This is a genomic window from Micromonospora sp. NPDC048871 (assembly GCF_043198155.1).
Classification (GTDB): Bacteria; Actinomycetota; Actinomycetes; order Mycobacteriales; family Micromonosporaceae; genus Micromonospora.
The window spans coordinates 24,199-50,153 of record NZ_JBICUM010000013.1 but is presented as its reverse complement, the minus strand read 5'-3'; the positions used below and the strand labels follow the sequence as shown (position 1 = coordinate 50,153).

Below are 25,955 nucleotides of genomic sequence, written 5' to 3'. Positions count from 1 at the left end.
GACGTCCCGGGTCAGACCTGGGCGGCGCTCAGCGCCGTGATCGCCTCCTCCAGTTGCCGCGCGTACGCCGGGCTGAGCCCTTCCTCCCGCAGCCGGGTGGACACTTTCTCGCGTAGCCGCGCGACGCCGGGGCCGAGTTCTCCCTCGCCCAGGCTGACCGCCCGGGTGAGGTTGCGCAGTTCGTTGCGCAGGTCCAGGCCGACGTCCTCCCGGATGCCACCGTCGGCCAGCCCTGCCCCGATGATGTTCTCCAGCCGGTTCGCCGCCTCCACCAGGGTGTCCCGGGTCGTCGGCGCGGCCGAGGGGGCCACGGTCGGTGTCGGCGCGGGGGTGGGACTTGACGGCGGGACAGCCGACGGCCGTGGGCTGGGAGTCTCCGTGGCCGGTGGGGTCGGTTCGGCCGAGCCGGTCGGCTCGGTGGTCGGCAGGGCGGTGGGGGGATCGGGGTCGTCCGGCCACAGCGCCGGCACCACCAGGGCCGCCCCGACGAGCAGCACCAGCACCGCGAGCACCGGCACCAGCCACGACCGGCGCCGGTCGCCGGCCTCCGTCGGCGGACCGCCGGGCCCGTCCGGGGGCCCGGCCGGTGCGGCCCCGGCAGCGGGCGACTGGGGTACGGCCGCCACCTGAGCCGTGGCCGCCCCCGGCGCGCTGGCGGGAGTCCCGGCGTACCCGGCCCCGGCGGTCACCGGCACCGCGACCGCGGGCGGGGCGACCGTGGGGGCACGCATCGTCAGGCTCTGGGGGTCGGCGGGCTGCAACTGTTCCCGCAGCACGGTGGCCACCTGGCGGGCGGTGGGCCGGTCGGTCGGCTCCCGGGACAGGCAGCGCAGGCAGATGTCGGCTACCGCCGGCGGCAACCCGGGCACCTCGGTGAGGGTGGGTGGCGGGCGTTCGGCCAGGGCTACGGTGAGTTCCTCCCAGGTCTCCGCCGGGTACGGCACCCGACCGGTCAACGCCTCGTGCAGCAGTACGCCCAGGGAGTAGACATCGGTGGCCGGCTGGGCCGGGGCCCCGTCCAGTCGCTCCGGGGCGACATAGGCCGGGGTGCCGAAGGTGGCGCCGTCCTCGTCGTCGTCCGGGGCCCCGATTCGGGTGGCGATGCCGAAGTCGAGCACCTTGGCCCCGACCTGGGTCATCATCACGTTGGCCGTGGTGACGTCCCGGTGCACGATGCCCAGCCGGTGCGCGGCGGCCAGGGCGTCGGCTACCTGGGCGGCGATCTCGACCGCCTCCGGCCAGGGCAGCGGACCCTCGGTGAGCCGGAACTCCAGTTCCTCGCCGGAGAGCAGTTCCATCACCACGAAGGAGGTGATGGTGCCGTCCGGTGACACGGTCTCGCCGTAGTCGTGGACCGAGGTCACATGTGGATGGACCAGTTGCGCGGCGGCCCGGGCCTCCTCCCGCACCATGTCCCGGAACCGGGCGTCGGCGGCCAGGGAGGGGGCGAGGACCTTCAGCGCCACCACCCGGTCGAGGACCTCGTCGTGGGCTCGCCAGATGACCGACATGCCGCCGGCACCGATCTGATCGATCAGCCGGTACCGGGTGGCCAGCAACCGGCCGGGCTGCAGTGCCGGCTTCACGTTTTGCACCTGCCTCATAGCGGGGAGCGGTATCAGGTTGCGCGAATGTTCCCGCCCTGTCAACGGGCGCGGACCGGCACCGCCTGGCGTACCAGGGTGAATGGGTAGCGGCGCGGGCGTGCCAGGATGAAGGGCATGGGGCGGGGACCGGTGGCGTTCGTGCTCGGCGGCGGGGGAGTGCTCGGCGCGGTCGAGGTGGGCATGTTGCGTGCGCTGTTCCGGGCGCGGATCCGCCCGGACCTGGTGCTGGGCACCTCGATCGGGGCGGTCAACGGCGCCCTGGTGGCCGCCGACCCCACCGAGGCGGTCACCGACCGGCTGGTCCGGCTCTGGGCCTCACCGGAGGCCAGCGAGGTGTACGGCGACTCGGTGGCCCGACAGCTGCGTCGCTTCGCGGCCCGTACCCACCTGCACTCGCCCCGCCCCTTGCGCAAGCTGCTGGAGAGCGAACTGGGTGCGGAGACCACCTTCGCCGACCTGAAGATCCCCTTCCGCTGCTGCGCGGCGAACATCGAGCGGGCCGCCGAGCACTGGTTCGTCAGCGGTCCGGTGGTGCCGGCCGTGCTCGCCTCGGCCTCCGTGCCGGGGCTGCTGCCGCCGGCCCGCATCGGCGACCAGCACTATGTCGACGGTGGAATCGTCAACTCGATCCCGATCGGGGAGGCGGTAGCGGCGGGCGCCACCCGCATCTTCGTACTCCAGGTGGGTCGGATCGAGCGGGCCCTGACCCCGCCCCGGCGCCCCTGGGAGATCGCCCAGGTGGCGTTCGAGATCGCCCGCCGACACCGGTTCGCCCGGGAGATGGCCGCCCTGCCCGAGGGGGTGGAGGTGCACGTGCTGCCGACCGGCGGCCTGGAGCCGCGCGACGACACCCCCTGGGCCTACCGGGACATGGCAGCGGTGGGTCGGCGGATCAGTCGCGCCTACGCGGCCTCCCGGCACTACCTGGCGAACCTGGACCGCTGATGCCGCTTCCGCCCAGGTGGCTGCGTCGGTTGGTGCTGGCGCCCGGCCTGGTGCTGCTGGCCGTGCTGCTGGTGGTCACGGTGCCCCTCTGGGCCCTGCTGGCCCTGGTCGCCTCGCCGTTCGTACCCGGACGGTTGCGTCCGCTGCGACTGCTCTGGCTGGGCCTGCTCTACCTGCTCTGGGACGCGGCCGCGCTGATCTGCCTGTTCGCCCTCTGGGTGGCGGCCGGGTTCGGCACCCGGGTGCACACCCCGGCCTTCCAGCGTGCCCACTACGTGTTGGCGGGCTGGTTCCTGCGGGTGTTCTTCTGGCAGGCCCGGTGGACGCTGCGGCTGAACATCGAGGTGGTCGGCACCGACCCGGACACCGCCCTGCCGGGCCGTCCGGAGCTGGTGGTCAGTCGGCACGCCGGGCCGGGTGACTCGTTCATCCTGATCCACGCCCTGGTGAACTGGTTCCAGCGGGAGCCACGGATCGTCCTCAAGGACACCCTCCAGTGGGATCCGGCGATCGACGTGCTGCTCAACCGGCTGCCGAGTCGCTTCATCGCACCCGGCCGCGACGGTCGGGGGTCGGTCAGCGAGCAGGTCGGGCACCTGGCCACCGGGCTGGACGACGACGACGCCTTCGTGATCTTCCCCGAGGGGGGCAACTTCACCCCCAGACGCCGGGTGCGGGCCATCGAGCGGCTGCGGGACCTGGGGCACCATCGGATGGCGCGCAAGGCCGAGGCCATGCGGCACGTACTCGCCCCGCAGCCCGGTGGACTGCTGGCGGCACTGGACGCCGCCCCGGACGCCGGGGTGATCTTCGTGGCGCACACCGGTCTGGACAAGATGCTCACGGTCGCCGACGTGTGGCGGGAACTGCCGATGGACAAGCAACTGCTGATGCGGTTCTGGTCGGTGCCGCCGGAGGAGATCCCGAGCGAGCGGCAGCAACGCATCGACTGGTTGTACGACTGGTGGAGTCGAATTGACGAGTGGGTCGCCGCGAACCGCGACGGCGCCGCGTAGGGTTCGTGAATGGACCAGATCAGCGTGGTGACGACCGTGGTCGACGCGCGTTCGGTCGCGGACCTGTTGGCCGCCGCCGCCGTGGCCGGACGGCTGGCGGCCTGCGCGCAGGTGGGCGGCCAGGTGGAGAGCACCTACTGGTGGCGGGGCGGGGTGGAGACGAGCACCGAATGGTCGGTGCAGTTCAAGACCGCGCCGGACCGGGCCGGCGCCCTGGTGGAGCAGATCCGGGCCAGTCATCCGTACGAGGTGCCGGAGATTCTGGTCAGTCAGGTGGACTGCGGCAACCCCGAGTACGCCGCCTGGGTGTACGAGCACAGCCGCCCCTGAGTACCTGGGCTCTGGTGCACCCGGCCAGGTAGGTCAAAGATGGCTGCGTGACTGCCTACCCCTGCCCGGCGTGCGGCGCGTCGGCGAACCTCACCTCGGGTTGTTCCGGCTGCGGCCGGCCGCCCTACCCGGCCGCCGCCGAGGTGATCCGGCTGGACCAGGAGATCGTCCAACTCGGTACCCAGACCCAGCGGGCCCGGGCGGCGTACGAGGAGCTCAGCGGTCGGCTGGTGGTGGCCCAACGGCGCCGCTCCGAGTTGGCCGCCGCGATCCGCACCGAGTTCCCGGTCATGGCCGCGACCCGGGCGGGTACCCCGGTCGCCCACCCCGGTGCCGAATCGGCGGCTCCGCACGCCGTGGTGCCGGTACCGAGCGCCGTGACGCCGGTCGGGCCCCTCGGGTGGCCCGGCATGAGCCCGGTCGACCCGGCGGCAACCGTCCCGGGTGGGGCGGAGGCCTCGACCCGGACCATGCAGGGGCTGCTGTTCACCCTCGGTGGACTGCTGCTGGGCACCGCGGTGACGGTGTTCACGGCGGTGGCCTGGGCCTCCGTGGGGGTCTCCGGCCGGGCCCTGATCCTGCTGGCCCTGACCATGCTGCTGCTCGCCGTGCCGCTGGTGGCGCGCTGGCGTGGGCTGCGGGGCACCGCGGAGACCTTCGCCGCCGTCGGGCTCCTGCTGGTGGTGCTCGACGGGTACGCCGCCTGGTCGGTGAACCTGGGCGGGGTGACCGACTGGCCGGGCAGCATGTACGCCGCCCTGGTGGCGGCCGTCACCGCGGCCCTGGCCGCCGGGTACGCCCGGCTGAGCCGGCTGACCGTGCCCTGGTTCGCCGCCCTGCTGGCGGTGCAGCCGGTGCTGCCGTTGGTGACCGCCGAGGCCCGGCCGGGTACGGCCGCCCTGTCGGTGGTCTTCCTCGGGGTGGCCCTGATCAACCTGGCGGTGGTGGTCACCCTGCGGCACCGCAGCGGTCAGGTCGCGGGCGAGGGGGCCACGACGAACTCGCCGATGCGGATCGCCGGCCAGGTGGTCGCCGGGGTCGGGTACCTCGTGGCGCTGCTGCTGGCCGCGAGCGCCGCGCTGATGACCCTGCAGTCCGGCGAGGCCGGTGGGCTGGCGGTGCTGGCCGGGGTGCCGATGCTGCTGGTGGCGCTGACCCTGTTCGGTACGGCCCTGCTGCTCGGCGGGTCGACCCCGCGGGCGGTGACGGCCGGTCTCCTGGTGCCGGCCCTGGCCCTGGCCCTGATCCGCCCGGTCGCGGAGCTGCGGGAGTCGGTGCTGTTGGTGGTGTCGGCACTGGTGGTGGCGGCGCTGGCCGGTGCGGTGCGGCTGCTTCCGGTGGATTGGCGGCCCGGTCCCCGCATCGGTGCCATCGTGGTGGCTGTCGTAGCGACGCTGTTCACCGGGCTGTGGGTGCTGATGCGGGCCGGTTCCACCGTGGTCCGGTCGTTGCCACCCTGGGAGGGAGCCGATGCCGGGCCGGTCTTCGCCTGGGGCTGGCAGTTGCCGGTGGCGGTGGCGTTGAGTGCGGGGACCCTGGCCTGGCTGCTGCCCCGGGCCTTCCGGTCGACGGTCGTGGCGATCGGTGTCGCCGCCACCGTGCTCGCCCTGCCGACGGCCTGGGCGACGCCCTGGCCGGCCGTGGTCGCCCTCGACCTGGTGGTCGCCGTGGCGATGCTGGTCGCCGTGCTGGTCCGTCCGGTGGGCGGAGCGACGGTGGCTGCCACCGCCTCGGCGGCGGCCGGGCTGCTCGGGCACGGGCTGCTGGTCGGCCTGGCCGCCCCGGCCGGGGCCGGTGCGGCCTGTGCGGTGGTGCTGCTGGCCGGTCTGGGGGTGGCCGCCGTGGGTCGCCGGGGCAGCTCCGCGCACCGGGTGGTGGCCGGGTGCGCCCTGCTGGCGGCGGTGCTCGTGGTGCCGGCCGGCGCGGCGATCGCGCTGATCGGCGCGGGTGCGCCGCCCTGGTGGCAGTCCCGGGCGACCCTGGCCGCCCTGGCCCTGCCGGCGGTCGCCCTGGTCCTCTTCCGTGGACGCTGGACCGATCTGCGGGTGTACGCCACCACCGGTCTGGCCCTGGCGGCGACCCTGACCGCTCTCGGGTCGATCGTCGTACCGGCCGAGGAGCCCCTGTCCTTCTATGCGGCGGGAGGGGCGCTGCTGCTGGCGGTGGCCGGATTCCGGTCCCGTCACTCGGTCCCGTTGTTGGTGGCCGGTCTGGGCCTGACCGCCGTGGCGGTCCTGGCCGCCCTCCCGGTCTCCCTGAAGGCGCTGGTGACCCCGTACGGGCCGCCGCCTGCGGTCTGGTCCGGTGCGCCCGAGGTGCGGGCGGTGGCGGGTGCGGTGCCGGTCGGCCTGGCCCTGGTGCTGTTGGCCCTGGCGGCGGTGTTGGTGACCTGGCCGAACGGCCGGGCCGGGCGGTGGCGTCGCGCCGCCACCGTGCTGCCCTTCCTGGCCTTCGCCGGGACGGTGCTGCTGGTGGCCGCCGGTGCACCCTGGCCGGCGGTGCCGACCACCGGGCTGGTCGTCGGGGTGGTGCTGCTGCTGATCGTGGCGGTGCGGCCGGTCGGGGCCACCTTCGCCGGGGTGGGTGTGCCGGTGGGACTGGTGCTGATCGGGGCCGGACTGCTCAACCTTCAGGCCACCCGGGCCGGGACCCTGTCCGGGCTGGGGCTGCTGGCGGTGGCGGCGACCGTGGCCGCAGCGAGCGCCCGACGCTTCACGATGCGGATGGCCGGTTGGCTGATCGCGGTGGCCTCGACGACCGGTTTCGCGATCACCGCCCCGCTGGCCGCCGGGCAGCCGCTGCGGGTGGCGGCCTTCGCGGTGCTGGGGGTGGCCGCCGTCGCCCTGGCGCTGGCCGCGATCGTGCCGGCCCGCGCCGCCGCAGGCGGGCCGGCCGGGCAGGTGGCCCTGCTGGGCCGCAGCCTGGACGCCGCCGCCCAGACGGTGGCGCTGATCGCCCTCCTGCTCACCAGCGGTGCCGCCCGGCACGCCGCCACGCTCTGCGTGCTCTGGGCCCTGGTGGTCGGGCTGCGGCTGCTGCGTCGGGACGAGTCGAGGGCCCTGCGGTGGGGCTTCGCCACGATTTCCGGCGGCAGCGTGCTGCTGGCCAGTTGGCTGCTGCTGGCGGCCGGTGGGGTGACCCTGCTGGAGGCGTACACGGTGCCGCTGGCACTGCTGGCGCTCGCTGCGGGTGCGGTGGCGTTGCGTACCCGACCGGGGTTGACCAGTTGGTTGGCGCTCGGCCCCGGCCTGGCCGCGATGCTGCTGCCCACCCTGGTCACGGTGCTGTTCGGCCCGGACCCGCAGCCCTGGCGGCGGCTGCTGCTGGGCGCCGCCGCCCTGGCGGTCACCCTGCTGGGGGCGGTCCGGCGCTGGCAGGCCCCGGTGGTGCTCGGCGGGTTGACCCTGGCCGTGCTGGCCCTGCACGAGCTGGTGCGCAGTTGGGACCTGCTGCCCCGGTTTGTATACCTCGGCGTGGCCGGGCTGGCCCTGATCGCGCTGGCGACCACCTACGAGCGCCGCCGTCGTGACCTGATGCGCCTGCGGGCCACGGTGGGCCGGATGAGCTGAGGAGGGGCGCTCACCGATCGATCCTTGCTGCTCGGCGTCGTGGGCAAGGTCAGCGGTAGGGTCGGGCCCATGGCAGAGGTGCTCACCGCTGAGGCGGTACGAGACGAGCTGGGTCAGCTCGCGGGCTGGTCGTACGACTCCACCGGGATCACCCGCACCGTGGAGCTGGCCGGTTTCCCGGACGCCATCGGGCTGGTCGACCGGGTCGCCGTGACGGCCGAGGAGCTGGACCATCACCCGGACATCGACATCCGCTGGCGTACGGTCACCTTCCGCTGCGTGACCCATTCGGCCGGCGGGGTCACCGGGCGGGACATCGAGTTGGCTCGGCGGATCGACGAGATCGTGGGAGGGCCCCGATGAGGTTCGAGATCAGCAAGGTGCTGGACGCCATCGAGGGACGGGTCTGCACCGACCCGCAGCTGGTCCGCGCGGTGGTCGATCTGGCCGAGATCATCCGGTATCAGGACCTGGATGGTGGCCGCCCGGCCAACACCCTGCGCCTCGGCATGGTCATCGACGCCCTGGCGCGCAGCCTGGAGGAGGACACCGTCCCGGTCTACGCGGTGGTGCACCGGGGGGTGCTCTCCGACGCCGACCTGACCTCCAACGAGCGGATGGTGGTGCGTCGCTGGGCCGACGACGGCCTGGTCGAGGTCCTGGACAACCCCGGTGACCGGATGCTGGAGGTGGCCGACCTGCTGGGCCTGCCGGTGCTCAGCCGGGTGCGCTTCGACGGCCTGCGGGGGCGGTTCCCGTGGCTGGCCGAGCAGCCCGGTCGGGTGGTGGCCCCGGTACCGGGGGCCGGCGGGCCGGTCTTCATCGCCCATGTCGGTGGTGGCCACACCCCGGCGGCCGGGCCACCCGCCCCGTTCGCGGCGCAACTGCTCGCGCGGCAGTGGCGCTGCTCCGAGTCCGGGTGCAACCTGTTCGGCGGTGGGGGCGGCGGCGGGGCCTTCGCCGACCTGGCCCGGGTGGACCGCGCCCCGGCCGGTCAGCCGCCGCCGTCGCTGCGCAACGGCGTACCGACCTGCCCCCGGCACGGCGCCCGACTGCGGGACGCCGGTCCCCGCCCCCGCAGCGAGGTCCTGGCGGTACGGGTCGGTGGGCTGATCCGACGCCGGTTCGTCCTGACCGAGGAGCAGCCGGTGCTGGTCGGCCGGGCCCCGGAGGGCACCGGCGGCATCACCCTCGGGCAGTGGCTCAACGACGAGGCCCGCCGCTGGATCAGCCGCAGCCACCTGCGGTTGGAGCTGCGCGGCGACGAGGTGGTGGTCACCGACGTGAGCACCAACGGCTCCGGCATCCGCCCGACCGCCTCGATGGCGGAGGCGGACCGTATCCCGCTGGCCCCGCAACAGTCCCGGGTGCTGGCCAACGGGGACATGGTGGAGCTGTACCCGGGGGTGCAGCTGGGTCGCCCGGCCGAACTGCCGGCGGGTGCGCCGTACAACCCCGACTCGGTGATGTCCGAGGCCCCGACGATGGCGATGCGCCTGCCCCGCTGAGACGCCCCGACGCGGGTGGGGCCGGGACCTGGCACCCACCCCGTCGGTTCGGCTGCTCAGCCCGCCAGGACGGCCGCCAACTGGTCGAGGGCGTGGTCGATCTCCTCGGCGGTGATGGTCAACGGCGGGGCCAGCCGGATGGTCGAGCCGTGGGTGTCCTTGGCCAGTACCCCGCGTTCCATCAGCCGCTCACAGGCCTCCCGGCCGCTCATCAGCGCCGGGTCGATGTCCAACCCGGCCCACAGACCCCGGCCGCGTACGGCGACCAGGCCCTTGCTGATCAGGGCGCGCAACCCGGCGTGCAGCCGCTCGCCCAGTTCGGTCGAGCGGCGCTGGAACTCGCCGGTGGCCAGGAGCCGGACCACCTCGGTGGCCACCGCGCAGGCCAGCGGGTTGCCGCCGAAGGTGGAGCCGTGCTGGCCCGGCTGGAGCACCCCGAGCACCTCGGCGTCGGCCGCCACCGCGGAGACCGGCACGATGCCCCCGCCGAGGGCCTTGCCCAGCAGGTACATGTCCGGCACGACCCCCTCCTGCTGGCAGGCGAAGGTGGCCCCGGTACGCCCCAGACCCGACTGGATCTCGTCGGCGATGAACAGCACGTTGCGCTCCGTGCAGAGCTGCCGCACCCCGGGCAGGTAGCCGTTCGGGGGCACCACCACACCCTGCTCGCCCTGGATCGGTTCCAGCAGCACCGCCACGGTGGTCTCGTCGACCGCCTCGGCCAGCGCGGTCAGGTCGCCGTACGGGACGATCTTGAAACCCGGGGTGTACGGCCCGAAGTCGGCGCGGGCGTCGTCATCGGTGGAGAAGCTCACGATGGTGGTCGTACGCCCGTGGAAGTTGCCCTCCGCGACCACGATGGTGGCCTGACCGGCCGGTACCCCCTTGACCTGGTAGCCCCACTTGCGGGCCACCTTGATCCCGGTCTCCACGGCCTCGGCCCCGGTGTTCATCGGCAGCACCAGGTCCTTGCCGCACAGGGCGGCCAGTTCCCGGCAGAAGTCGGCGAACTGGTCGTGGATGAAGGCCCGGCTGGTCAGGGTCAGCTTGTCGAGCTGGGCGTGGGCGGCGGCGATCAGGGCCGGGTGGCGGTGACCGAAGTTCAACGCCGAGTAGCCGGCCAGGCAGTCCAGGTAGCGCCGGCCGTCCACGTCGGTGACCCAGGCACCCTCGGCGGAGGCGATCACCACCGGCAGGGGGTGGTAGTTGTGCGCGGTGTGGCGCTGCGCCTCCTGCACCGCGGCCGGGGTCCGCAGCATGTCCTCGATCATCGGCTCGCCTTTCCCTGACGCAGTCGCAACGTGCAGCACTTCGGTCCACCGCCGGCCTTGCGCAGCTCGGACAGGTCGACCCCGATGGTCTGGTAGCCCCGGTCCCGCAGCTTGGCGGCCAGGCCGGTGGCCTGCACGGGCAGCACCACATGCCGGCCGTCGCTGACCGCGTTGAGGCCGAGCACCTCGGCGTCGGCCATGGTGGCGTGCAGCGCGTCCGGGAAGAGTCGACGCAGCACCGCCTGGCTGCCGGGGGAGAAGGCCTCCGGCAGGTACGCCAGGGTCTGCTCGTCGAGCACGGTCAGCGCGGTGTCCAGGTGGTAGAAGCGGGGGTCGACCAACTGGAGGGTGATCACCGGGTAGCCGAAGACCTCCTGCAACTGGGCGTGGGAGGCGTGCGCGGTACGGAATCCGGTGCCGGCCAGCAGGTGGTCACCGGCCAGCAGGATGTCGCCCTCACCCTCGTTGACGTGCTTCGGGTCGTACAGCTCGAAGCCGGCCTCCTCGAACCAGGCGCGGTAGGCGGGGGCCTCGTCGGCGCGCTGCGGATCGCGGAACTGCACCGCCATGGCCTTGCCGTCGATCACGGTGCCGCCGTTGGCGGCGAAGACCATGTCCGGCAGGCCGGGCAGCGGGGTGATCTCCTCGACGGTGTGGCCCAGATCCCGGTAGACCTGCCGCAGCTGTTCCCACTGCCGGATGGCCAGTTCGGTGTCGACCGGGGCGGTCGGGTCCATCCAGGGGTTGATCGCGTAATCGACGGCGAAGTACGTCGGCCGGCACATCAGAAGGTGCTGGCGGGTGGCGTCCATCGTCATTGTCCTGCTCCCAGGGTCTCCGCGCGCCCTGGCCACGGTCGGCCCACGGGCTGGCGCGTGGTTCAACGCTATGCGGCCCCGACTCGCACGATCCACCGCAAAGTATTGCGATGAACGACTGTTCGTTGCGTGTGGTGGAGTTCCGGCGGCGGTTCGTTGCGTCGGCCTACTGGTCCCGTCGGCGGCGGGCGGAACCGGGGCCTGGACAGCGATCAGGGGCGGCGAAGTCGCCGCCCCTGACGAGGAGTGCGCCCGGCTGGTGAACCACCAGAACTGGTCGGGCTGTGGCCGGTAACTCGCCGGCCGGGCGCCGGTGCACCACCGGCGGGCCGAAATGTGCCCACTAGAAGCGATCGGCAAACTGTGAATCAAGCCACTCGCGGAAGCGTGCCACCAGGTCACCGTCGGTGCTCGGCCAGTCGTACATGCCGGTCATCGCCAGCACCCCGACGACCACCGCACCGAGGCCGAAGGCGATCCCCAGCAGGGCGTCGGACTTGCCGGCGATGTGCCGCCGCCGGGTGCTGATCATCCCTAGGACGGCGAGGATCGCGCCGATCGCGCCCAGGGCGATGCCGTAGCCGGCGAGGGTGCCGGTGAGCACGAACCCCAGCCCGGCCAGCCCGACCACCAGGCCGAAGGTGGCCAGCAGACTGGCCCGGGGCCGCGGCCCGACGGGGGCCGGCGGGGCATCCGGTGCCGACTCCCGGTCGGCGGTGCGGACCGGCCCGACGCCGTCGCGGTCCCGCTCGGTCTCGCGGGTGGTGTCCGGCGCGAGGGTGGTGTCCGAGGCGGTCACGGCGGGGGCCGCGGTGGCGGCGCGCGGGGCGGACCGGTCCGGGGTGGTGTGCTGGTCCAGGTCCGACCGGATGGCCGGTGGGGCGTTGCGGGCCCGACGGGAACCGTCGACCCCGGATCGGGCGGTGGCGGCCCGGGCGGCGGCCGCCCGTTCGTTGGGGGTGCGGTCCGCAGCAGCGGATCCCCGCGCCGCATCAGCGCCAGGCTCCGACCCGTCGGCGCGGACGTCCCTGCTCCGGGTGTCGGCCGTCCGGGCCTCCGTGCTCCGGGCGTCGGCCGTGCGGCTCTCCGGGCGGCGGGCCTCCGGGCTCCTGGTGTCGGTGTCCCGGGTGTCGGTGGCGACCGCGCCGCCCTGGTCGGTGTCCTCCTCGACCGTCGAGGGCGCGGGCTCCGTACGGCGCGACAGCGAAGGAAATCTCATGGCTGTACCTCCTGACAGGTGCGTGCGGGGTGCCGCGAGCCCCAGGAGTCGCCATCACCCACGCCTGATGTCCTCGGAGGTACCCAGCCATCCCGCTGCCGACACTCCCGTGCCCGGCAGTGCTCCTGACCAGCGGCTTTCCGCCCCAGCGCCGCCCCGGTCAGCGAGGGCGGGTGAAGGTGGCCAGCGCCGAGGTGAGCAGGGCCATCCGGCGAGGTCGGGAGACCAGGACGGGCCGGGTGCGTACGCACCGGACCAGGATCTCCACCGCCCGGTCGACCGAGATCATCAGGGGGCGTACCGGGCCCTTGGCCATCTTGGTGTCCACGAACCCGAACCGGACCGTGGTCACACTCACCCCCCGGTCACGCAGGGGCCGGGACAACCCCAGGAGGTACGACGACAGACCGGCCTTGCTTCCGGCGTAGCCGGGAGATCCGCTGGAGACCATCCGGTCGGCCAGGCTGGAGATCCCGATGAAGTGCCCCTCGCCGGCATCGATCATCCGGGGCACGACAGTGGCCACGGTGCGTACCGCACCCAACAGGTTCACCTCGAAGGTGTGGGTCTGCGCGGGCAGGTCGGCCAGGTCGATCGGCTCCCCGACCCCGGCGGCGTACACGCACAGGTCCACTCCGCCCAGTTCGTCGATCGCCTTGGCCAGCACCTCGGGGTAGTCCGACGCGGTCACGTCGACGGTGTGGTGGGTGTACGTGGGGACGTTTATGACGTTGTCCCGGCGGGACAGTCCGGCCACCCGCCACCCGTCGGCCAGCAGCCGCCGGGTGAAGGCCAACCCGATGCCGTCGCTGTTGCCGACCAGTACCGCACGGCGCACCCGATCCGTCATGTCCACCGTCCTCGTTGCCGCTGACCCACTGCTCAGAATGCCGTCGGCCCGACCGGCAATTGAACCAGACAGCCCGGCCGAATCGTTACCGTTCGGTAGTCGGATCCGGCCCCGCTGCGCCAACTCCCGGGCTCCGGGTGCCGGGCCCGATCCGAGTGAGGTTCCGCTGGCTACGCTTGGCAACCGTGCCAGAGGGACACACCATTCATCGCCTGGCGGCCCGGCACGCCGAGCTGTTCGCCGGGGACAAGGTCCTCGCCGCCAGCCCGCAGGGCCGGTTCGCCGAGGGAGCCGCCCTGCTCTCCGGCAGCGTGCTGGAGGGCACCGAGGCGTACGGCAAGCACCTGCTGCACCACTACGCCGGTGAGCGGATCCTGCACGTGCACCTGGGCCTGTACGGCAAGGTGACCGACGGTGCGGGTGAGCCGCCGGAGCCGGTGGGGCAGATCCGACTGAGGTTGACCAGTGACCGGCACTGGTTCGACCTGCGCGGGCCGACCGCCTGCGAACTGCTGACCCCACCCGAGGCGGCGACCTTACGCGCCCGCCTGGGCCCCGACCCGCTGCGCCCCGACGCCGACCCCCAGCGGGGGTACGACCGGATCTCCCGCAGCTCGACCCCCCTGGCGGCACTGCTGCTGAACCAGGCCGTGGTGGCCGGCACCGGGCTGATCTTCGTGACGGAGGCCCTGTTCCGGGCCGGACTGCCGCCCACCCTGCCCGGCCGGGCGTTGACCCGCCCCGACTGGGCGGCCCTCTGGGCCGACCTGGTGGAGCTGATGAGGCTGGCGGTGACCACCGGCCGGATCGACACCGTCCGGGCCGAGCACCTGCCCGAGGCGATGGGCCGCCCGGCCCGGGTGGACCGGCACGGGGGAGAGGTGTACGTCTACCGCCGCCCCGGCCAGCCCTGCCACATCTGCGCCACCCCGATCAGCCGAGGCACCATCGCCGCCCGCAACCTCTACTGGTGCCCCCGCTGCCAGCGGTGAGGAAGGGCACCATCAGCGCCGCGAGGGGTCAGCGGGCCAGGGCGTCGACCGCCTTGCGGGCGGCCACCAGCACCGGATCCCAGACCGGGGCGTACGGCGGGGCGTAGCCGAGATCCAGGGCGGTCATGTCGTCCACCGTCATCCCGTTCCACAGCGCCACCGCCAAGGTGTCGATCCGCTTGGCCGCCTCGGACCAGCCGACGATCTGGGCCCCCAGCAGGCGACCACTGGGCCGTTCGGCGAGCAGCTTGACCGTCATCGGGCGGGCGCCCGGGTAGTAGCCGGCCCTGCTGGTCGACTCGGCGATCACGGAGACGAACTCGAACCCGGCCGCGTGGGCCTCCTGCTCACGCAGCCCGGTACGCCCCACCTCCAGCTCACAGACCTTGGTCACCGCGGTGCCGATCACCCCGGCGAAGGTGGCGTATCCGCCCCCGATGTTGATGCCGGCGACCCGGCCCTGCTTGTTGGCGTGGGTGCCCAGGGGTACGTGCACCGGCATCCCGCTGACCCGGTGCAGGGTCTCCACACAGTCCCCGGCGGCCCACACCCCGGGCACCCCGAGCACCCGCATCCGGCGGTCCACCCGCAGCCCGCCGGTAGGACCCAGCGGCAGACCGGCCGCCTCGGCCAGGGCGGTGTTGGGGCGTACGCCGAGGCCCAGGACGACCAGGTCGGTCGGGATCGGGCCGGCGTCGGTCTCCACGGCGGCCACCCGGCCGTCACGTTCGGACAGCCCGGTGACCTGCACCCCGGTACGGATGTCCACCCCCAGCCCGCGCATCGCGTCGGCGACCAGCCCGGCCATGTCGGGGTCGACCGTGGACATCGGCTGCTCGCCCCGCTCCACCAGGGTGACCGACAGCCCACGCAGTACCAGGGCCTCGGCCATCTCCACCCCGATGTAGCCGCCGCCGACCACCACCGCGCTGCGGGGCTGCGGGTCGCGGTCCAGCCACTCGCGCAGCGCCGAGCCGTCGTCCAGGGTCTGCACCCCGAACACCCCGGCGGCCTCGGTACGCGCCCAGTCCGGCTTGGTCGGCACCGCCCCGGTGGCGTACATCAGGAGGTCGAAGGATTCCCGGACCTCGCCGCCGCCCTCCAGGTCCACCGCGGTCACCTCGCGACGGTCCAGGTCGATCGCGACCACCTCGTGGCGCAGCCGTACGTCGATGTCGTACTTCTCCCGGTGGGTCGCCGGGTCCCGGGCGATCAACTGCTCGGCCTCGGGCACCAACCCGCTGATCCAGTACGGGATCCCACACGCCGAGTACGAGGTGAAGTGCCCCCGCTCGAAGGCGACGATCTCCAGATCCTGGCGGTCCCGACGCCGTCGGGCCTGGGCGGCGGTCGCCATCCCGGCAGCGTCGCCACCGATGACGATCAAACGTTCGGCCACGGCAACCCTCCTGTCAGGCCGGGGCCTCGCCCCGGGTCTGTCGCGCCACCTGCGCCACCACATCCTCCAACCGTCCGGTCCGGGCGTACGCCATCCGCTGCCGCGCCGCGCCGGTGCCGTGCTCGCGCAACCCCTCCAGCAGCCCGGTCACCTCGGCGTGGTCACCGTGGCGTTCCAGGGCCGACCCGAGCCGCCCGACGAGTTGGTGCAGCAGGTCCCAGGCCGGTCGCAGCTCACCGTTGGTCGGGTCGACCGCCGAGCCCTCCAGCCCGTCGTGGGCGGCCCGCCAGTGCGCGCCGACCAGCAGGTGATGGTCGGTGGGCAGGGGCGGCCGACCGGCGGCGATGTCGTCCAACGCGGTCGCCACCAGGCCCCGGACCAGGGCGGCGACCAGGACGGCGTCGTCCACCGTGGGGCAGACGTCACCGATGCGCAGCTCCACCGTCGGGTACTTGGCCGACAGTCGGGCGTACCAGTAGAGCATCCCCTCGTCGAGCATCACCCCGCTGGCGATCAGCTGGCGGATCAACCGTCGGTAGTGCTCGTGCGAGGCCAGGTAGGGGGTCGGGGCCACCGAGGGCCACCGTTCCCACTCGATCGAGCGCCAACTGGCGTAGCCGGTGTCCTCCCCCCGGCTGAAGGGCGAGTTGACCGTGATCGCGTGCAGGATCGGCAGCCAGGGGCGTACGTGGTTGAGCACCTGCACCCCGGTGTCGGGGTCGGGCACCCCGACGTGGACGTGCATGCCGTTGTTGCCCGGCCCGGGGACCAGCAGCCGGTACCGCTCGATCATCCGGTCGAAGCGGGGCTTGTCGACCACCGGCGGCACCGGCCCGTCCACCGGCCCGGTGCCGATCGCCAGCAGCCGGGCACCGGCCCGCTCGGCGGCCTCGGCCAGGGCGGACCGCAGCAGGCCCAGGGAGTGCCGGATCGAGGAGAGCTCCACCCCCGGTGGGCTGCCGATCTCGATCTGACTGGTCTGGAACTCGCGCTCCACCTGCCCGCGCAACTCCGGGGGTACCTGCTCCAGCACCTCGTCGACGGCCGGCACCGCAGCCCCGGTGTCCGGGTCGACGAGCAGGAACTCCTCCTCGACGCCCACCGTGAGCAGGTCGGTCTGTTCCGCCGGAGGGTTCGGAGCCACCGCAGGCTGCCTGACCATCGCCACCACCGTCCGCACCTAAGCCGGGGCGGTAGGTCCGCACCGGGTCGCGGCGGCAATTACCCGCAGTGCCGGTCCAGGGAAACGCCGCCCGCGCGTGGTGTACGGCTCGTCTGTCGCCTCATGGCGGCGCGGGGTGTGCGCGCCCCTTGCTCGGTCCGGCGTGGGTGGCGCGGACGAACCTATCGACATTGACAACTGTCCGGGAGGGCCGTACAACTCATCGAGAGAGCGCTCTCTCACTCGTCCCGTAGAGAGGCAGACCGATGACCCCTACCCCGGCGCCCGCGCCCGCCCTACCCGCCAGACGCCGGCTGTCGCTGGCGATGGCCCTGCTCATCACCGCCACCACCGGCCTGGCCGGGCTGACCGCGACCGCCGACGCCGCCGTGCCGCCGCCCCCGTCCGGCTGGAGCCTGGTCTGGAGCGACGACTTCACCGGTGCCGCCGGCACCCTGCCGTCCGCCGGCAACTGGATCATCGACACCGGCACCAGCTACCCGGGCGGCCCGCCGAACTGGGGCACCGGCGAGATCCAGACGTACACCAACAGCACCGCCAACATCAGCCACGACGGTGCCGGCAACCTCCGGATCACCCCGTTGCGCGACGGGGCCGGCAACTGGACCTCGGCCCGGATCGAGACCGTCCGCAGCAACTTCAAGGCCCCGACCGGCGGGGTGCTGGCCATCGAGGGCCGCCTCCAGATGCCGAATATCACCGGGGCCGCCGCCGCCGGCTACTGGCCGGCCTTCTGGGCCCTCGGCTCCCCGTACCGGGGCAACTACCAGAACTGGCCCGGCATCGGCGAGTTCGACGTGATGGAGAACGTCAACGGGCTCAACACGGTGTGGGGGGTGCTGCACTGCGGGGTGGCCCCCGGCGGGCCCTGCGACGAGTTCAACGGCATCGGTGCTTCCCGGGCCTGCCCGGGCAGCACCTGCCAGTCGGCCTTCCACACCTACCGCTTCGAGTGGGACGCCTCGGTCAGCCCGCAACAACTGCGCTGGTACGTCGACGGGCAGCTCTACCACACCGTCAGCCAGACCCGGGTCGGTGAGCCGTACTGGTCGCAGATGACCAACCATGCCGGTTACTTCCTGCTGCTCAACGTGGCGATGGGTGGGGCCTTCCCGAACGGGGTGGCCGGCAGCACCACCCCCACCTCGGCTACCGTGCCCGGTCGACCCATGCTGGTCGACTACGTGGCCGTCTACAGCCGAGGTGGCGGCAGCACCCCGCCGCCCACCACGCCACCGCCGACCGGTGGGGTGCGGGACGCGTACGCGACCATCCAGGCCGAGTCCTTCAACGCCCAGAACGGCGTGCTCGTGGAGGCATGCTCCGAGGGCGGGCAGAACATCGGCGCGCTGCGCAACGGCGACTGGGTGCGCTACGACAATGTCGAGTTCGGCTCCAGCGGCCCGCGTGACTTCGTGGCCCGGGTCGCCTCCGGTGCGGCGGGCGGGGTCAGTGGCCTGGTAGAGGTGCGGCTGGACAGCCCGACCGGTACCCCGATCGGCAGCTTCGCCATCGCGAACACCGGCGGCTGGCAGAGCTGGCGGTCCGTACCGGGCAACGTGTCCTCGGTGACCGGGCGCCGCACGGTCTATCTGACCTTCAGCAGCGGCCAACCCAACGACTTCGTCAACGTCAACTGGTTCCACTTCCGCCGCTGACCTGCCAGCAAGCCCTCCCTCCCGCCGCCCTCCCGGGGTGGAGCAGGCCCCCTCGCCCCCGGGGCGGGGCGAGGGCGGCGGGCGAGGGCGGGGGTGGGAGGGAGGGGTTTAGGGGTGGGAGGGGGTTCGGGGGCGGGTGCGGCGGCGGTGTTTCTTGATGGCCCAGGAGGCGATCATCAGGGCCAGGATGGCCAGGATGGCGTAGTCGAACCAGGAGCTGTAGCGGTCGATCTGATCCCAGCGGGAGCCCAGGGCGTAACCCAGGGCGATGAAGAGGCCGTTCCACAGGGCGCTGCCCAGGGTGGTCAGGGTGACGAACTCGACCAGGGGCATCCGGTTGGCTCCGGCCGGGATCGAGACCAGACTGCGGACCACCGGGGCCATCCGGCCGAAGAAGACCGCCCAGCGACCGTACCGTTCGAACCACCGGTCGGCCTTCTCCAGGTCCTCCAGGTCCACCAGGGGCAGCCGGTCGAGCCAGCGTTTGAGCCGGTCCTCACCGACCACGGCGCCCAGCCAGTAGAGCACCAGGGCGCCCAGCACCGAGCCGACCGTGGCCGCGACGGTCACCACCACCACGTTGAACCGGCCCTCGCCGGCCAGGTAGCCGGCCATCGCCAGGACGATCTCGCTGGGGATCGGCGGGATGATGCTCTCCAGGGCGACCAGCAGGGCTACCCCCAGCGGTCCGGCCGCGTCGATCACCCCGGCCACCCAGCCGGTCAGGCCGCCGAGCTGACTGGGGTCGACATCCTGGGCGAGCGCCATCGCGATGCCTCCGATGGGTAGTCGGCGTAGCCCGCCGCGAGCAGGCGGCGTACCGACGTTCCTACCCGGTGCGGCCCCGGTGGACACCCGGCTGCAGAGTCGTCACTCCTGTGGGTGCAGGGTCGTGTCGGCCGGGCCCTGCCGCCAGCCGCTGAAGCGCACGGTCAGTGCGCCTCGGGTGGGGGAGCAGCAGTAGGGGCCGGCGGCGGCCGGCGCGTCCGCGGGCAACGGGGCCAGCCGGACCAGTTGCCACTCTCCACCGGCCGGGCGGGCGCGTACGGTCAGGGCGTCACCGGCCCGGCTCACCCGTACGGTCACCTCCCGGCCTGCCCACTGCGGCACCGGGGCTACCGACCAGTCGGAGAACTCCCGGGTCACCACCGCCCCGACCTGCGGCTGGCCGTCGCTGACCTCCACCCCGGCCTTCACCCAGTTCCGGTCGTCCACCCACACCAGGACCCCGGCCTGGTCGAACTGTTCGGCGTAGTCCAGCCGGAAGTCCACCTCCATCGCGCTGCCGACCGGGAGGTCGACGAGCAGGGCCGGGGCGTCGTCGTGCACGAATCCGTAGCTGGTGTGCCGCCACAGGTCACTGCCCGGGCCCGGTTCTACGCGCAGTCCGCCGTCGGCCTCCTCGATCGCCTGCACGGGTCGTCGATGCCAACTGCCACTGGACCAATCGATGTCTCGCACCACGGAACCGTAACGGGCCGTCGGGTTTGCCGTGGCCCGGCCGAGGAGAAGGTACGGGGGCATGTCTGACAGGTGGTACTCGGAGGCGGTCGTGTACTGCCTCGACATCGACACCTTCGCCGATTCCGACGGCGACGGGGTGGGTGACTTCCAGGGTCTGATCGGTCGACTCGACTATCTCGCCCGGCTAGGAGTCACCTGCCTCTGGCTAAACCCCATCCATCCCTCACCCAACGAGGACGACGGGTACGACGCCACCGACTTCTACAACGTCGACCCCCGACTCGGCACCCTCGGCGACTTCGCCGAACTGCTGCACCAGGCGAGCAACCGGGGCATCCGGGTGATCATCGATCTGGTGGTGAACCACACCTCCGACCAGCACCCCTGGTTCATCTCCGCCCGATCGTCGCCGGATTCGCCGTACCGGGACTGGTACATCTGGTCCGAGCACGAGCCGGCGGACCGGCACCAGGGCATGGTCTTCCCGGGCGAACAGCACGAGACCTGGACCTACGACCGCACCGCCAAGGCCTGGTACTACCACCGCTTCTACAAGTTCCAGCCCGACCTGAACATCGAGAACCCCCAGGTCCGAGCGGAGATCAAGAAGATCACCTCGTTCTGGCTCCAGCTCGGTGTCTCCGGCTTCCGGATGGACGCGGTGCCGTTCATCATCGAGCGCACCGAGCCCGGCAACCCGGACTCGCCGAAGGACTTCGAGTTCCTCACCGACCTGCGCCAGCATGTGCAGTGGCGGCGCGGCGACGCGGTCCTGCTGGCCGAGGCGAATGTCGAGCCGGATCAGCTGCCGGCCTTCTTCGGCGACGGCAGCGGCTCGGGCAACCGGATCCACATGCTCTTCGACTTCATGCTCAACGGTCGACTGATGCTGGCCCTGGCCCGCGAGGACCCCGAGGTGATCATCGAGGCGCTGCGGGACACCCCGAAGCTGCCCACCGGCGGCCAGTGGGCGACCTTCCTGCGTAACCACGACGAGATCGACCTGTCCCGGCTCACCGCCGACCAGCGCAACGACGTGTTCGCCAGGTTCGGTCCGGACGAGAACATGCAGTTGTACGGCCGGGGCATCCGCCGTCGGCTGGCCCCCATGCTCGGCAACGACCGTCGGCACATCGAACTGGCCTACTCCCTGCAGTTCTCGCTGCGGGGTACCCCGGTGCTGCGGTACGGCGAGGAGATCGGGATGGGGGAGGACCTGTCCCTGGAGGGGCGGGACGCCATCCGTACCCCGATGCAGTGGTCCTATCAGGATAATGCCGGCTTCTCCACCGCCGAGCCGGAGAAGCTGATCCGCCCGGTGATCGACAAGGGGGAGTACGGCTACCAGCAGGTCAACGTCACCGCCCAGCGCAGGGATCCGCGTTCCCTGCTGGGCTGGTTCGAACGGATGATCCGTACCCTGCGGGAGGCACCGGAGACCGGCTCCGGCAGCACCACCTACATCGACGTACCGATGCCCCCCGGGGTGCTGGCCCATCGGGCGGACGGCCCCACCGGGACGATGGTCTTCCTGCACAACCTGAGCACCGAGGACGTAGAGGTCGACCTGAGCACGCTGGCGCCGGAGGCGGACCAGCCGATCGACGTGCTCAGCGACCACAACTACGACGACCTCGGCAAGCTGGACCGGCTCAAGCTGGCCGGCCACGGTTACCGGTGGATCCGGCTCCGCCTGGGCCACGACCGGTAGGCGGGGCGTCGAAAAGCGTCCGCAGCCAGGCACACCGAAGGTGGGGCCGGCAGCTCTCCGGCCCCGTCTTCACCGGCCCTGATCGGGCGTACGACTGGGTTAAGCTCCTTCGATCGAGCCCAAGTTACCGGGAGGTAAGCATGTCGGAGGAGCCCCGCGTCGCCATCGTGACCGGAGCCGCGCGCGGCATCGGCGCGGCGACCGCCCGCCGGTTGGCCGCCGACGGCCTGGCCGTGGCCGTGGTCGACATCGAGGAGTCGGCGACGAAGGAAACCGTGGACGCGATCAACTCGGCCGGTGGCCGGGCCCTCGGGGTGGGCGCGGACGTGTCCGACCGGGCCCAGGTGGAGGCCGCCGTCGACCGGGTCGTCGCCGAGTTGGGCGCCCCGACCGTACTGGTCAACAACGCCGGGGTGCTCCGCGACAACCTGCTGTTCAAGATGACCGACGCCGACTGGGACACCGTCCTGGGCGTACACCTGCGGGGTGCCTTCCTGTTCAGCCAGGCCGCGCAGAAGCACATGGTCGAGGCGAAGTGGGGTCGGATCGTCAACCTCTCCAGCACCTCCGCCCTGGGTAACCGGGGGCAGGCGAACTACGCCGCGGCCAAGGCCGGTATGCAGGGCTTGACCAAGACCCTGGCCATCGAGTTGGGCCCCTTCGGGGTGACCGTCAACGCGGTCGCGCCCGGGTTCATCGTCACCGACATGACCGCCGCCACTGCGGCCCGGATGAAGATCGACTTCGAGGCGATGCAGAAGCACGCCGAGTCGGAGATCCCGGTCCGCCGGGTCGGTCGACCCGAGGATGTCGCCCACACCATCTCGTTCCTGGCCAGCGAGGGCGCGTCCTTCGTCTCCGGCCAGGTGATCTACGTAGCCGGCGGCCCCCGGGACTGACCCCTCACCCGGCCGCTCCGCCGACGTCGGCTCGGCTCTTCCGATGTTAGGAAGGGTCCCTTCCTATACACCAGGCGTTAAGAAGGGGCCCTTCCTTACCGGGTCTTGTAGAGCCAGGCCAGGCCGAGGACGGGCAGGACCAAGGGGATGTAGCCGTAGCCGCTGCCGAAGCCGGACCAGACCGTCTCGTCCGGGAACAGGTCCGGCCGGGCCAGGCTGAAGGCGCCCACCCCCAGCACCCCGATCAGTTCGACGAGGCAGCAGGCCAGGGCCACCCGACGGCCGGCGTGCCCGGCCCGGGCCAGGCCCACGGCCGCCACGATGTAGACCACCGCGGCCAGCGCGGAGAGCAGGTACGCCAGCGGGGCCTCGTCGAACCGGGTGACGATCTGCAAAGTGGCGCGGCTGGTGGCGGCGATGGCGAAGACCAGGTAGACCGCGATCAGCAGCCGGCCGGGACCGCTGTTGGTCCGCAGCGGCTGGGCGGTACCCGGCTCAGCCACCGAGCACCTCCCAGGTCTGCTGGAGACGGACCACGACCACCGGGGTGACCAGGCAGATCGCGCAGACGATCGCCGAGCCCCAGCGGGTCGGTTCCATCCGGGCCAGCACCCCGGCCAGCGGCGGCAGGCAGACCAGGGTGACCAGGTAGCCGAAGAAGGCGCCCGGCTCACCGGGCTGGTCGCCACCGGCCAGGGCCACCCCCGCCATGATGACCAGCCCCAGCAGGGCCAGTTCCAGGACCCCCAGGCCGATCAACTGAATCCAGTCCGGGGGCCGGTGGCGCAGGGTGGCGACCAGTGCCCATCCGGCCACCAGCAGGGACAACACGATGGCGGCAACGGCCAGTACGCCGTCGACCGGTGACCCGGCGGCGTTCACCTGAGCCCTCCGGTGCTGGTTCCGATCACCGGCCCACTCTACTAACCCGCGTAGTAAGAGGAGTCGGCACGCCCGCCGTACGGCGCGCCGACTCGCTCGGCGGGCAACGGCTAGCGTGGGCGCAGACGAGGGCGGAGGTACCGGTGATGCGGTTCGGGTTGTTCGGTACGGGTCACTGGGCGGCCCAGACGCACGGGGCGGCACTGGACGCGCACCCCAGGGCGGAACTGGTCGGGGTGTGGGGGCGCAACCGGGATCGGGCCGCCGCGCTGGCCACCCGGTACGGCGTACCGGCCTTCGACGAGGTAGACGAGTTGATCGAGGCGTGTGAGGCGGTCGCCGTGGCGCTGCCCCCGGACGTGCAGGCGGAGATCGCCGTACGGGCCGCCTCCGCCGGACGTCACCTGCTGCTGGACAAGCCCCTGGCGTTGACCCTCGCCGACGCCGACCGGGTGGTGGAGGCGGCCACCGGATCGGGGGTGGCCTCGGTGGTCTTCTTCACCGGCCGGTACCACCCGGAGGTGGCCGGTTTCATCGCCGCGGCGGCTGCCGCCGGTGGCTGGCACACCGCCCGGGTGATCCGCTTCGCCTCGATCTTCCAGCCCGGCAGCCCGTACGCCCAGTCGGCCTGGCGGCGCGAGAGCGGGGCCCTGTGGGACGTCGGCCCGCACGCCCTGGCGGTCCTGTTGCCGGTGCTGGGCCGGGTGACCCGGGTGGCGGCCGGCGACGGGATGGGCGGCCTGGTGCATCTGCTGCTCACCCACACCGGCGGTGCCACCAGCACGGTGTCGCTGAGCCTGGACGCCCCGCCCGCCGCGGTGGCGGCGGAATTCACCTTCTACGGGACGAACGGCATCGAAAACCTGCCGTCGGTGAGCGCCTCCGCGGCGACCGCCTTCGGGGTGGCGATCGATCAACTGCTGGCGGAGGTGGACGCCGGCACCCGGGATCACCGGTGCGACGTGCGCTTCGGCCGTGAGGTGGTCGGGGTGCTCGCCGCCGCGGAGACCGCCCGCACCCTGGGGACCGTCATCGACCTGCCGAACCCCTGATCAATTGCCCCTAGCGGGCGGGCAGGAGGTCGGACAGTTCGGCGGCGGAGCCGATCTGGTCCACCGGCAGGGCCCGTACGGCCTGCAACTGTTCGGTGCTGGCGCCGTTCTCCTGGCACCAGCGGATCAGGTCCTCGCGGGAGACCGGATACTCCAGCCCCGCCAGGTACTCCGGTAGGGCGCCGCCGCGGTCGGTCATACCGTGCGCTCTACCCACCCGAGCGCCCCGGCACACCACCGGAGCACCCTCGCGTTTGCCCGTGCGGGTCCCGGGTAGCCGCAGGCATGCTGGTACAGCGGCTCGGTGCGCCGAGCGACCTCGACCCGTTGCTGGAGCGAGCCCGGGACGCTCGGGTGGTGATGATCGGGGAGGCTACGCACGGCAGCCACGACTACTACCGCATCCGGGAACAGCTCACCCGGCGGCTGATCGCCGAGTGCGGGTTCGACTTCGTCGCGGTGGAGGGGGACTGGCCCGACTGCGACCGGGTGCACCGCTGTGTGGTCGGCGCGGCGGGCGGCGCGGTCGACCCGCTGGTGGCCCTGGAGCGGTTCGAACGCTGGCCGACCTGGATGTGGGCCAACGCCGAGGTGGCCCGCTTCTGCAGTTGGCTGCGGGCGTGGAACGTCGAGCGGGTCGAGGCCTCCCGGGTGGGATTCCACGGCTTGGACGTCTACAGCCTGTGGGAGTCGATGCAGGCGATCTTCGACTACCTGGGCGAGGAGGACCCGGCGTCGCTGGAGGCCGCCCAGGAGGCGTACCGGTGCTTCGAGCCGTACGGCAAACGGGTCGAGGAGTACGGCCTGGCCAGCCGGTTCGTCTCCGCCCGCTGCGAGCAGGAGGTGGTACGGCTGCTGGCGCGTACCCGGCAGATCGCCGCCAGCGACGGGCCGGACGCCTTCTCGGCCTGGCAGAACGCCGAGGTGGTGGCCGGCGCGGAACGCTACTACCGGGAGATGGTCGCCGGTGGTCCCGGGTCCTGGAACGTGCGGGACAGCCACATGGCCGACACCCTGGATCGGCTGCTGGAGCGCTACGGACCGGACGCCCGGGGGGTGGTGTGGGCGCACAACACCCACATCGGTGACGCCCGGGCGACCGACATGGCCGCCGACGGGATGCTCAACATCGGCCAGTTGGCGCGGGAACGGTACGGCGCCGACGAGGTGGTGCTGATCGGCTTCGGGGGGTGGCGGGGCTCGGTGATCGCGGCCCCAAGGTGGGGCTCGCCGGCCGAGCCGATGGTCGTACCGCCCGCGCGGGCCGGTTCGGTGGAGGCTCTGCTGCACCAGCTCATGCCGAAGCGGGCGGTGCTGGTCTTCGAGGGCCCCGACCAGCCGGGCTGGGTCACCGACACCCTCGACCACCGGGCCATCGGGGTGGTGTACGACCCCTCGTTCGAGTCGTGGGGCAACTACGTGCCGACCCGGCTGGGGCAGCGGTACGACGCCTTCATCTGGTGCGACGAGACGACCGCCCTGCATCCCCTGCCCGCCCTGACCACCCCCGGGGAGATGGAGACGTACCCGGCCGGCGTGTGACCGCCAGCCGGGTACGCGCGACGTTAATAGGGGCCCCCTG

Annotated in this window: 23 protein-coding genes and 1 pseudogene; 12 read left to right on the top strand and 12 right to left on the bottom strand. The window is 72.5% G+C overall.

Annotation, left to right across the window (positions count from 1 at the left end):
- Window positions 1-11: 11 nt before the first annotated feature.
- On the bottom strand, window positions 12-1,604 hold the full coding sequence (locus ACGFIK_RS23440; protein ID WP_393341332.1) for a protein kinase: 1,593 nt from the start codon (window positions 1,602-1,604) through the stop codon (window positions 12-14).
- A gap of 117 nt (window positions 1,605-1,721) precedes the next feature.
- On the opposite strand from ACGFIK_RS23440, the gene ACGFIK_RS23435 reads away from it, so the two are divergent.
- From ACGFIK_RS23435 to ACGFIK_RS23410, 6 genes are all read left to right on the top strand, one after another.
- Window positions 1,722-2,552 carry a patatin-like phospholipase family protein gene (locus ACGFIK_RS23435; RefSeq protein ID WP_327024251.1) on the top strand — a complete coding sequence of 277 codons (831 nt, stop codon included), beginning with the start codon at window positions 1,722-1,724 and terminating at the stop codon, window positions 2,550-2,552.
- On the top strand, window positions 2,552-3,568 hold the full coding sequence (locus ACGFIK_RS23430) for a 1-acyl-sn-glycerol-3-phosphate acyltransferase (protein ID WP_327024252.1): 1,017 nt from the start codon (window positions 2,552-2,554) through the stop codon (window positions 3,566-3,568). Before ACGFIK_RS23435 ends, ACGFIK_RS23430 begins: the two co-directional genes overlap by 1 nt.
- A 9-nt stretch (window positions 3,569-3,577) precedes the next feature.
- Complete coding sequence (cutA, locus tag ACGFIK_RS23425) at window positions 3,578-3,898, top strand: divalent-cation tolerance protein CutA (protein ID WP_327024253.1); 321 nt, start codon at window positions 3,578-3,580, stop codon at window positions 3,896-3,898.
- 47 nt (window positions 3,899-3,945) lie between these two features.
- Window positions 3,946-7,467 carry an SCO7613 C-terminal domain-containing membrane protein gene (locus ACGFIK_RS23420; protein WP_393341329.1) on the top strand — a complete coding sequence of 1,174 codons (3,522 nt, stop codon included), beginning with the start codon at window positions 3,946-3,948 and terminating at the stop codon, window positions 7,465-7,467.
- Between the two features lie 69 nt (window positions 7,468-7,536).
- A complete protein-coding gene (locus tag ACGFIK_RS23415; protein ID WP_327024255.1) occupies window positions 7,537-7,830 on the top strand; it encodes a 4a-hydroxytetrahydrobiopterin dehydratase in 294 nt (97 codons plus the stop codon).
- On the top strand, window positions 7,827-8,975 hold the full coding sequence (locus ACGFIK_RS23410) for an FHA domain-containing protein (RefSeq protein ID WP_327024256.1): 1,149 nt from the start codon (window positions 7,827-7,829) through the stop codon (window positions 8,973-8,975). Before ACGFIK_RS23415 ends, ACGFIK_RS23410 begins: the two co-directional genes overlap by 4 nt.
- A 56-nt stretch (window positions 8,976-9,031) precedes the next feature.
- Here the strand turns inward: ACGFIK_RS23410 and rocD are convergent, their stop codons facing one another.
- The 4 genes from rocD to ACGFIK_RS23390 form a co-directional block, all read right to left on the bottom strand.
- Window positions 9,032-10,246: an ornithine--oxo-acid transaminase gene (gene rocD, locus ACGFIK_RS23405; RefSeq protein ID WP_327024257.1), complete on the bottom strand. Its 1,215-nt coding sequence runs from the start codon at window positions 10,244-10,246 to the stop codon at window positions 9,032-9,034.
- Window positions 10,243-11,058 (bottom strand): dimethylargininase, encoded by an 816-nt coding sequence (gene ddaH, locus ACGFIK_RS23400; RefSeq protein ID WP_327027444.1) that lies wholly within the window; start codon window positions 11,056-11,058, stop codon window positions 10,243-10,245. Before ddaH ends, rocD begins: the two co-directional genes overlap by 4 nt.
- 349 nt (window positions 11,059-11,407) lie before the next feature.
- Window positions 11,408-12,283 carry a UbiA family prenyltransferase gene (locus ACGFIK_RS23395; protein WP_327024258.1) on the bottom strand — a complete coding sequence of 292 codons (876 nt, stop codon included), beginning with the start codon at window positions 12,281-12,283 and terminating at the stop codon, window positions 11,408-11,410.
- 160 nt (window positions 12,284-12,443) lie between these two features.
- Window positions 12,444-13,133 (bottom strand): SDR family NAD(P)-dependent oxidoreductase, encoded by a 690-nt coding sequence (locus tag ACGFIK_RS23390; protein ID WP_327024259.1) that lies wholly within the window; start codon window positions 13,131-13,133, stop codon window positions 12,444-12,446.
- Between the two features lie 185 nt (window positions 13,134-13,318).
- On the opposite strand from ACGFIK_RS23390, the gene ACGFIK_RS23385 reads away from it, so the two are divergent.
- The gene (locus tag ACGFIK_RS23385; RefSeq protein ID WP_327024260.1) at window positions 13,319-14,125 is read left to right on the top strand and encodes a DNA-formamidopyrimidine glycosylase family protein; all 807 of its coding nucleotides are present in this window, start codon (window positions 13,319-13,321) and stop codon (window positions 14,123-14,125) included.
- 28 nt (window positions 14,126-14,153) lie between these two features.
- On the opposite strand, the gene ACGFIK_RS23380 is transcribed toward ACGFIK_RS23385, so the two are convergent.
- Complete coding sequence (locus ACGFIK_RS23380) at window positions 14,154-15,524, bottom strand: FAD-dependent oxidoreductase (protein WP_327024261.1); 1,371 nt, start codon at window positions 15,522-15,524, stop codon at window positions 14,154-14,156.
- A 13-nt stretch (window positions 15,525-15,537) separates the two neighbouring features.
- Entirely contained in the window at window positions 15,538-16,686 is a 1,149-nt protein-coding gene (locus tag ACGFIK_RS23375; protein ID WP_327024262.1) for a glutamate--cysteine ligase, read from the bottom strand.
- A 266-nt stretch (window positions 16,687-16,952) separates the two neighbouring features.
- On the opposite strand from ACGFIK_RS23375, the gene ACGFIK_RS23370 reads away from it, so the two are divergent.
- Window positions 16,953-18,365: a carbohydrate-binding protein gene (locus tag ACGFIK_RS23370; RefSeq protein WP_327024263.1), complete on the top strand. Its 1,413-nt coding sequence runs from the start codon at window positions 16,953-16,955 to the stop codon at window positions 18,363-18,365.
- A gap of 108 nt (window positions 18,366-18,473) precedes the next feature.
- Here the strand turns inward: ACGFIK_RS23370 and ACGFIK_RS23365 are convergent, their stop codons facing one another.
- Together ACGFIK_RS23365 and ACGFIK_RS23360 are read right to left on the bottom strand one after the other, a co-directional pair.
- On the bottom strand, window positions 18,474-19,133 hold the full coding sequence (locus ACGFIK_RS23365) for a DedA family protein (RefSeq protein ID WP_327024264.1): 660 nt from the start codon (window positions 19,131-19,133) through the stop codon (window positions 18,474-18,476).
- 102 nt (window positions 19,134-19,235) lie between these two features.
- Window positions 19,236-19,826, bottom strand: coding sequence for a DUF1349 domain-containing protein (locus tag ACGFIK_RS23360; protein WP_327024265.1), 591 nt, complete (start codon window positions 19,824-19,826; stop codon window positions 19,236-19,238).
- A 61-nt stretch (window positions 19,827-19,887) separates the two neighbouring features.
- Between ACGFIK_RS23360 and ACGFIK_RS23355 the strand changes: the two genes are divergently transcribed.
- Window positions 19,888-21,540 carry an alpha-amylase family protein gene (locus tag ACGFIK_RS23355; protein WP_393341322.1) on the top strand — a complete coding sequence of 551 codons (1,653 nt, stop codon included), beginning with the start codon at window positions 19,888-19,890 and terminating at the stop codon, window positions 21,538-21,540.
- Window positions 21,541-21,680: 140 nt separating this feature from the next.
- Window positions 21,681-22,439, top strand: a complete 759-nt coding sequence (gene fabG / locus ACGFIK_RS23350) for a 3-oxoacyl-ACP reductase FabG (protein ID WP_393341319.1) — start codon at window positions 21,681-21,683, stop codon at window positions 22,437-22,439.
- 98 nt (window positions 22,440-22,537) lie between these two features.
- Here the strand turns inward: fabG and ACGFIK_RS23345 are convergent.
- Together ACGFIK_RS23345 and ACGFIK_RS23340 are read right to left on the bottom strand one after the other, a co-directional pair.
- Window positions 22,538-22,942 (bottom strand): annotated as a pseudogene (locus tag ACGFIK_RS23345) (hypothetical protein); the annotation flags it as partial.
- A complete protein-coding gene (locus tag ACGFIK_RS23340) occupies window positions 22,935-23,321 on the bottom strand; it encodes a hypothetical protein (protein ID WP_393341317.1) in 387 nt (128 codons plus the stop codon). The gene ACGFIK_RS23340 and the pseudogene ACGFIK_RS23345, both read right to left, overlap by 8 nt.
- Window positions 23,322-23,464: 143 nt before the next feature.
- On the opposite strand from ACGFIK_RS23340, the gene ACGFIK_RS23335 reads away from it, so the two are divergent.
- Window positions 23,465-24,373: a Gfo/Idh/MocA family protein gene (locus ACGFIK_RS23335; protein ID WP_393341314.1), complete on the top strand. Its 909-nt coding sequence runs from the start codon at window positions 23,465-23,467 to the stop codon at window positions 24,371-24,373.
- Window positions 24,374-24,383: 10 nt separating this feature from the next.
- Here ACGFIK_RS23335 and ACGFIK_RS23330 read toward each other — a convergent pair whose 3' ends face one another.
- Complete coding sequence (locus tag ACGFIK_RS23330) at window positions 24,384-24,572, bottom strand: DUF2795 domain-containing protein (RefSeq protein WP_327024269.1); 189 nt, start codon at window positions 24,570-24,572, stop codon at window positions 24,384-24,386.
- 86 nt (window positions 24,573-24,658) lie between these two features.
- On the opposite strand from ACGFIK_RS23330, the gene ACGFIK_RS23325 reads away from it, so the two are divergent.
- Window positions 24,659-25,915: an erythromycin esterase family protein gene (locus ACGFIK_RS23325; protein ID WP_327024270.1), complete on the top strand. Its 1,257-nt coding sequence runs from the start codon at window positions 24,659-24,661 to the stop codon at window positions 25,913-25,915.
- Window positions 25,916-25,955: the final 40 nt, after the last annotated feature.

Coding starts and splice junctions, on each gene's coding strand:
- ACGFIK_RS23440 (WP_393341332.1), bottom strand. CDS start 1,604: ATGAGGCAGGTGCAAAACGTGAAGCCGGCACTGCAGCCCGGCCGGTTG.
- ACGFIK_RS23435 (WP_327024251.1), top strand. CDS start 1,722: ATGGGGCGGGGACCGGTGGCGTTCGTGCTCGGCGGCGGGGGAGTGCTC.
- ACGFIK_RS23430 (WP_327024252.1), top strand. CDS start 2,552: ATGCCGCTTCCGCCCAGGTGGCTGCGTCGGTTGGTGCTGGCGCCCGGC.
- cutA (WP_327024253.1), top strand. CDS start 3,578: ATGGACCAGATCAGCGTGGTGACGACCGTGGTCGACGCGCGTTCGGTC.
- ACGFIK_RS23415 (WP_327024255.1), top strand. CDS start 7,537: ATGGCAGAGGTGCTCACCGCTGAGGCGGTACGAGACGAGCTGGGTCAG.
- ACGFIK_RS23410 (WP_327024256.1), top strand. CDS start 7,827: ATGAGGTTCGAGATCAGCAAGGTGCTGGACGCCATCGAGGGACGGGTC.
- rocD (WP_327024257.1), bottom strand. CDS start 10,246: ATGATCGAGGACATGCTGCGGACCCCGGCCGCGGTGCAGGAGGCGCAG.
- ddaH (WP_327027444.1), bottom strand. CDS start 11,058: ATGGACGCCACCCGCCAGCACCTTCTGATGTGCCGGCCGACGTACTTC.
- ACGFIK_RS23395 (WP_327024258.1), bottom strand. CDS start 12,283: ATGAGATTTCCTTCGCTGTCGCGCCGTACGGAGCCCGCGCCCTCGACG.
- ACGFIK_RS23390 (WP_327024259.1), bottom strand. CDS start 13,133: ATGACGGATCGGGTGCGCCGTGCGGTACTGGTCGGCAACAGCGACGGC.
- ACGFIK_RS23375 (WP_327024262.1), bottom strand. CDS start 16,686: ATGGTCAGGCAGCCTGCGGTGGCTCCGAACCCTCCGGCGGAACAGACC.
- ACGFIK_RS23370 (WP_327024263.1), top strand. CDS start 16,953: ATGACCCCTACCCCGGCGCCCGCGCCCGCCCTACCCGCCAGACGCCGG.
- ACGFIK_RS23365 (WP_327024264.1), bottom strand. CDS start 19,133: ATGGCGCTCGCCCAGGATGTCGACCCCAGTCAGCTCGGCGGCCTGACC.
- ACGFIK_RS23355 (WP_393341322.1), top strand. CDS start 19,888: ATGTCTGACAGGTGGTACTCGGAGGCGGTCGTGTACTGCCTCGACATC.
- fabG (WP_393341319.1), top strand. CDS start 21,681: ATGTCGGAGGAGCCCCGCGTCGCCATCGTGACCGGAGCCGCGCGCGGC.
- ACGFIK_RS23330 (WP_327024269.1), bottom strand. CDS start 24,572: ATGACCGACCGCGGCGGCGCCCTACCGGAGTACCTGGCGGGGCTGGAG.
- ACGFIK_RS23325 (WP_327024270.1), top strand. CDS start 24,659: ATGCTGGTACAGCGGCTCGGTGCGCCGAGCGACCTCGACCCGTTGCTG.